This is a genomic window from Natrinema soli, from assembly GCF_028618695.1.
In genome coordinates, this window is sequence record NZ_JAQIVI010000215.1 from 1 (window position 1) to 5849 (window position 5849).

The 5849-nt window shown below is 63.8% G+C and carries 5 protein-coding genes and 1 pseudogene; 4 read left to right on the top strand and 2 right to left on the bottom strand.

Annotated features, from left to right (window positions below):
* A pseudogene (locus PGX04_RS14310) lies at window positions 1-327 on the top strand (tyrosine decarboxylase MfnA); the annotation flags it as partial.
* A 124-nt stretch (window positions 328-451) separates the two neighbouring features.
* Here PGX04_RS14310 and PGX04_RS14315 read toward each other — a convergent pair.
* A complete protein-coding gene (locus PGX04_RS14315; protein WP_273739138.1) occupies window positions 452-652 on the bottom strand; it encodes an acyl-CoA dehydrogenase in 201 nt (66 codons plus the stop codon).
* A 327-nt stretch (window positions 653-979) separates the two neighbouring features.
* Between PGX04_RS14315 and metG the strand changes: the two genes are divergently transcribed.
* Together metG and PGX04_RS14325 are read left to right on the top strand one after the other, a co-directional pair.
* A complete protein-coding gene (gene metG / locus PGX04_RS14320) occupies window positions 980-3148 on the top strand; it encodes a methionine--tRNA ligase (RefSeq protein ID WP_273739139.1) in 2169 nt (722 codons plus the stop codon).
* 545 nt (window positions 3149-3693) lie between these two features.
* Window positions 3694-4458: a potassium channel family protein gene (locus PGX04_RS14325; RefSeq protein WP_377042756.1), complete on the top strand. Its 765-nt coding sequence runs from the start codon at window positions 3694-3696 to the stop codon at window positions 4456-4458.
* Between the two features lie 64 nt (window positions 4459-4522).
* Here the strand turns inward: PGX04_RS14325 and PGX04_RS14330 are convergent, their stop codons facing one another.
* On the bottom strand, window positions 4523-4810 hold the full coding sequence (locus PGX04_RS14330) for a GYD domain-containing protein (RefSeq protein WP_273739140.1): 288 nt from the start codon (window positions 4808-4810) through the stop codon (window positions 4523-4525).
* A gap of 132 nt (window positions 4811-4942) precedes the next feature.
* Here PGX04_RS14330 and pyk point away from each other — a divergent pair.
* Window positions 4943-5849 (top strand): pyruvate kinase (gene pyk, locus PGX04_RS14335; protein WP_273739141.1); only part of this gene is annotated, 907 nt, incomplete at its 3' end.

The window sequence follows — 5849 nt, forward strand, 5'->3', positions numbered from 1 at the left end:
GCCGTCGCCGCGATGGAGGAGCTGTGGCCCGGCGGCTACCGTCGCCAGTACGTCCGCTCGCAGAACAACGCCGACTGGCTGGCCGACGCCCTCGAGAAACGGGGCTATCGGGTCGCCGATCCCACGCTCCCGCTGGTCGCGGTCGACGTGCCGCGGTCGACGTTCGACGCGCTCCGGGCGAAGGGCTGGCGGATTTCGCGGACCGCGACGGGTGAGCTACGGATCGTCTGCATGCCCCACGTCACCCGCGAGATGCTAGCGTCGTTCATCGGCGATCTCGATCGGCTCGAGGTGCGCGCGAGCGTCCCCGTCGTGAGCGATGATTAGATACGGGAGTGGCTATCAACCCTCACTGACCAGTGGTTTTGCTACCCCAGCGATCAGTACAGGTCAACGAGTCACCGTCGGTTCGACTGTAAAATCTCTGCCACAGCACTCGCCATCATTTCATCTATTCAAAAACGAGGACGGCTATTGCGGACACGAGAACGAGAACTGTCGATGTAAGCCCGAAAATATAGTACGGGTTCTCAAAGTCGGGGTTGACGAAGAATAGGAACAAAATAAACGATGAGCTAAAAAGGATGATCTTCATCGCCTGCGGATCAGGATTATACAGCTTCCCTAAATATTCCCGAACCTGGCTTACCATGGTTCATGAGAATGGTGCGAGTGTAATAAGCGATGGTGCGTTTAAACGCGGACTTTTGAGTTGTCTACTGTATTTCTGCACACAGAGCGGAAAACAGCCATCGCTGTCGGCGGTAACGCCGACGAAGGTCTCGTCGATACCTCTCTCTCGTTGCTGAAGGGGAGACGCCTGCAGTTCTCAAACGGTGTTCGATAGCGCGAGAAGACTCATTCACCGCTCGGCGGCGGGCCGCCCCACGTCGGGTGACCGTTCGCTGTAACGAGAGCGGTCGCCGGCCGGCCGATCGAAACCGGCGGGTTTTACGCCCGCGAGCGCGACGTGACGACCATGAGCCACGACGAGTTTCCGACGGACGAACCCGCCGTCGTGACCTGCGGGTTGCCCTACGCCAACGGCGACCTGCATATCGGTCACCTGCGGGGGTACATCGGCGCGGACGCGTTCAATCGCGCGCTCGAGACGCTGGGTCAGCAGTCGATCTACGTCTGCGGATCGGACATGCACGGGACTCCCGTCGCGGTCAACGCTGAACAGCAGGGCGTCGATCCGGAAGACTTCGCGCTGGAGTGGCACCGCCAGTACGAGGAGACGTTCCCGCAGTTCAACGTCGACTTCGACAACTACGGCCACACGCACGACGAGACGAACACCGAACTCACACAGGAAATCGTCCGCACGCTGGACGACGAGGGCTACATCTACGAGAAGGAGATCCAGGTCGCCTACGACCCCGAGGCCGACCAGTACCTCCCCGACCGCTACGTCGAGGGGACCTGTCCCTACTGCGGCGCGAAGGCCCGCGGCGACGAGTGCGACGAGGGCTGTCAGCGCCACCTCGAGCCGGGCGAAGTCGAGGATCCGACGAGCACGATCACGGGCAACCCTGCGGAGTACCGCGAGCGGAGCCACAAGTTCTTCGAGGTCTCCGAGTTCACCGACTTCCTCACCGAGTTTTTGGACGGGCTCGAGGGGACCTCGAACGCGCGCAATCAGCCGCGCCAGTGGATCGAAGATGGCCTGCAGGACTGGTGTATCACGCGGGACATGGACTGGGGGATCGAGTACCCCAACGGAGAGACCGACGACAGCGGTGACGACCTCGTCCTCTACGTCTGGGTCGACGCCCCGATCGAGTACATCTCGAGCACGAAACAGTACGCCGAGCGCGTCGGCGCGGACGAGTACGACTGGGAGCGCGTCTGGAAGGGAGACGGCGAGATCATGCACGTCATCGGCCGGGACATCATTCAGCACCACTCGATCTTCTGGCCGGCGATGCTCGAGGGCGCGGGCTACAACAAGCCCCGCGGGATCGCCGCGACCGGCTTCATCACGATCAACGGGAAGGGGCTCTCGACGAGCCGCAACCGTGCGATCTGGGCCAAGGAGTACCTCGAGGAAGGGTTCCACCCCGACCTACTACGGTACTACCTGACGACGACCGGCGGTCTCCAGCAGGACGTCGACTTCTCCTGGGACGCCTTCCAGGAGACGGTCAACGGCGAGTTAGTGGGCACGGTGGGCAACTTCTGGTACCGCTCGCTGCTCTTCGCCTACCGCAACTACGAGGGCACGCCGGACGCCGACGTCTCCGAGGAAGTCCGCGAGCGCATCGAGGGCGCCATCGGCGACGTTCGCGAGAGCGTCAACGACTACTCCATGCGCGGGGTCGGTCAGGCCGCGACGCAACTCGCCCAGTTCGGTAACGAGTACATCCAGCGCAACGAACCTTGGAAGCTCACCGATGAGGATAGTGAGGCGCGAAGCGCCTCGGAAGAGCCGAGCGGCGATGAGCCGCGAGGCCCCGAGCGGGCCGCGCAGGTCATCCGCGACTGCGTCCAGCTCGCCAAGGCCGTCGTCGTCCTCCTCGAGCCGATTACCCCCGACAAATCGCAGGACCTCTGGGCGCAGATCGGCGAGGACGGCGACGTTGCCGACGCCCACCTCGAGGACGCGCTCGAGGCCCCGCCGCGGAGCTTCGACGAACCGGGCGAGCTCTTCGAGAAGATCGAGGACGACCGCGTCGCTGAACTGACCGAAAAGCTCGAGGAGCGCGTCGACGCGGCCGCGGACGACGATGAGACGGAAGCGGATGCGGCCGAATCCGAAAGCGACGACACTCCGGGAGACGAATCCGACAGTATGACTGATACCGGCGACCTCGAGGCGCTGGCCGACGAACGGATCGGCTTCGACGACTTCCAGGAACTCGACATCCGCGTGGGCCGGATCGAGACGGCCGAGGGGATCGAGGGTGCGGACGACCTCGCGCGTCTCGAGGTCGACATCGGCTTCGAGTCGCGACAGATCGTCGCGGGAATCAAGCAGCTCCACGACCTCGAGGAACTGCCGGGGACGAAGTGCGTGCTGCTGGCGAACATGGAGAAAGCCGAACTGTTCGGCGTCGAATCCAACGGCATGATCCTCGCGGCCGGCGAGGAAGCGGATCTGCTGACGACCCACGGCGACGCCGCGGTCGGCGAGAAGATCAAGTAAGGATCTCGAGACCCGAACGTTTGACCTGTTTTCGAAGGTATTGGACTGCCATTCACGTTCCAAACGCCGAGAGACTCACCGCCAGGGCCCACGAATGTCAATTGAGCTCAAATACTACTATAACGAATGCTATCCATTGGTACCACATGGCACAGAGTGACAGCAGCGTCTGGGAGTCCGTCAGGACGAATACACGGTCAAATTGGTTCACACAGATGCCGAAGACTCCCGAATCGGCGGAAGTGACGGCATTACTAGTGATCGCACTGTCACTCTTCTCCCTCATGGCGCTTGGGAATCTCGCCGGACTCTGGTGAAGCGCGCTCAGTCGGGCGACGCCGCGCATTCTTGCCCTCGAGCCGAAAGCGAATACTTCGAGACGACAGTCGAGGCAGTAGCGGGTTCGACGTCCATCGGCTCGCCGTATCGCGACTGAGCGGGAGTTCTTCTTGCTTCTGCCCACTGTTGACGGACCTTCTCGCCGATGATCGCGCAATAACGACCACCTCAGATAGCTATTTGTATCGTGGCACGGACTCCTAGCTGTGTTCCCTGATAGCATACCACACGTTAGGGATCGACCGATCCTGCGCCACACGGTCGCACCGATCGGCGCCTTCGTCGCGATCGTCGTCGCGGGGGTCGTGGGCTATGCGATGCTCGGAAACGTCGGCCTCGTGGAGGCGGCGTTCTGGATGATCGACCCGACGAGCATCGATCTCCACTTCGAGACGCACGCCGGTCCCGAACGATCGACGAAGGCCTACGCCGTTCTGGTGACGGTCGGACTCGTCCTCTCGGGGCTGTGGATCGGCGAGACGGTCGCCACCGAGCTATTCGGGGGACGGATTTCCACGGAGGTCTCACGAGCAACGATGCAACGACGAATCGAAAACAGCGACGATCACGTTATCGTCTGTGGCTACGGCATGTTCGGACGGACGATCGCCAACCGGTTCGCCGAGGCGGGTCGGTCGGTCGTCGTCGTCGAAATAGACGCGGACAACGCGGAACGCGCCCGGGAGGACGGCCACCTGCTCGTGGAGGGCGACGCCAGACGGGAGCAGGTGCTGCGAACCGCCGGGGTCGATCGGGCGACGAAGCTCGTCGCCGCGATCGACGACTCGAACGTCAACATCCAGATCGCGATCGTCAGCGGGACGGCCGCGTCCTCGGCCGAGATCCTCGTCCGCGTCGGCGACGAGGTTTACGAGTCGGTCGCGCGCGAGGCCGGGGCCGACGAAGTCGTCATCCCCGAAGTGGTCAGCGGCGAGCGCGTCACCCGGCTGCTCGAGCGGCCGGCGGGCTGATACGGTCTGCTGTCCCGCTGTACCGGCGCTCCCGCCCGGCGTCGTCGCCGGCGCGACGTCTCGATCAGATCTCGTCGACGATGTCCGAGAAGTCCTCCGTGTCGACGATTTCCATCGTCTTCCCCTCGAGACCGTGCCGGTGGAGCGTCAGCGCCGACTTGAACGCCGCCTTGTTGTCGTCGGTCTCGAAGACGATGAGGAAATCGTACTCGCCGAGGGCGGCGTAGGAGTCGTGGAGTTGCGCGCCGTGTTCTTCGAACTCCGTCCTGATCTCGCCCCAGATCGACGCGAGCTCCTGCGCGTTCTGGACGTCACGATCGACGAGATCGACGAGCGTGGCGTAGGTGGGCATATCGGATCGGAGGAGTGACCCGGGGAAAACGGTTGGCGTGGCAGATGACGGCTCGACGGCGAGCCGCCGAGACGGGAACTCGGCCGCGAGTAAGTGACCATCTTTTAGGCGATGCTGGCAGTATCGTCTGACATGAGAAACGCGAAGATCGTCTGTACGCTCGGGCCGGCGTCGAACGATCGCGAGACGATCCGAGACCTCGCCGCGGCCGGGATGTCCGTCGCGCGGCTGAACGCGAGTCACGGCAGCCTCGAAGATCGGGCCGACCTGATCGATCGGGTCCGCGCGGTCGACGAGGAGCGAACGGAACCCGTCGCGGTCATGCTCGACACGAAAGGTCCCGAGATTCGGACCGCGCCGCTGCCCGACGACGAGACGGTGCCCCTCGAGACCGGGGCCGAAATTCGGTTCGTCGAGGGCGAGGAGGCGACGCCGGACGTGGTCGGACTCTCGGTGTCGATCGACGCCGTCGAGCCGGGGGACCGGATCCTGCTCGACGACGGCCTGATCGAGACGACTGTTCTGGGCCGCGAGGAGCGGGATGATCACGAGAGCGACGCCGTTCGCGCACGGGTCGACACCGGCGGCGAGTTGGGCGGCCGCAAGGGAGTCAACGTCCCCGGCGTCGAACTCGACCTCGACGTCGTCACCGAGAAAGACCGGCGGGACCTCGAGCTGGCCGCCGAGAAAGAAGTCGACTTCGTCGCAGCGAGTTTCGTCCGGGACGCCGACGACGTCTACGAGGTCGGCGAGGTTCTGGAGGAGCACGGCGCGGATATCCCCATCATCGCGAAGATCGAACGCGCCGGCGCGGTCGAAAACCTGAACGAGATCATCGACGCCGCCTACGGCGTGATGGTCGCGCGCGGCGACCTCGGCGTCGAGTGTCCGATGGAGGACGTTCCGATGATCCAAAAGCGGATCATCCGCAAGAGCCGCGAGGCGGGCCGGCCGGTCATCACCGCGACGGAGATGCTCGACTCGATGGTCCACGCCCGACGGCCGACGCGCGCGGAGGCCTCGGACGTGGCCAACGCCG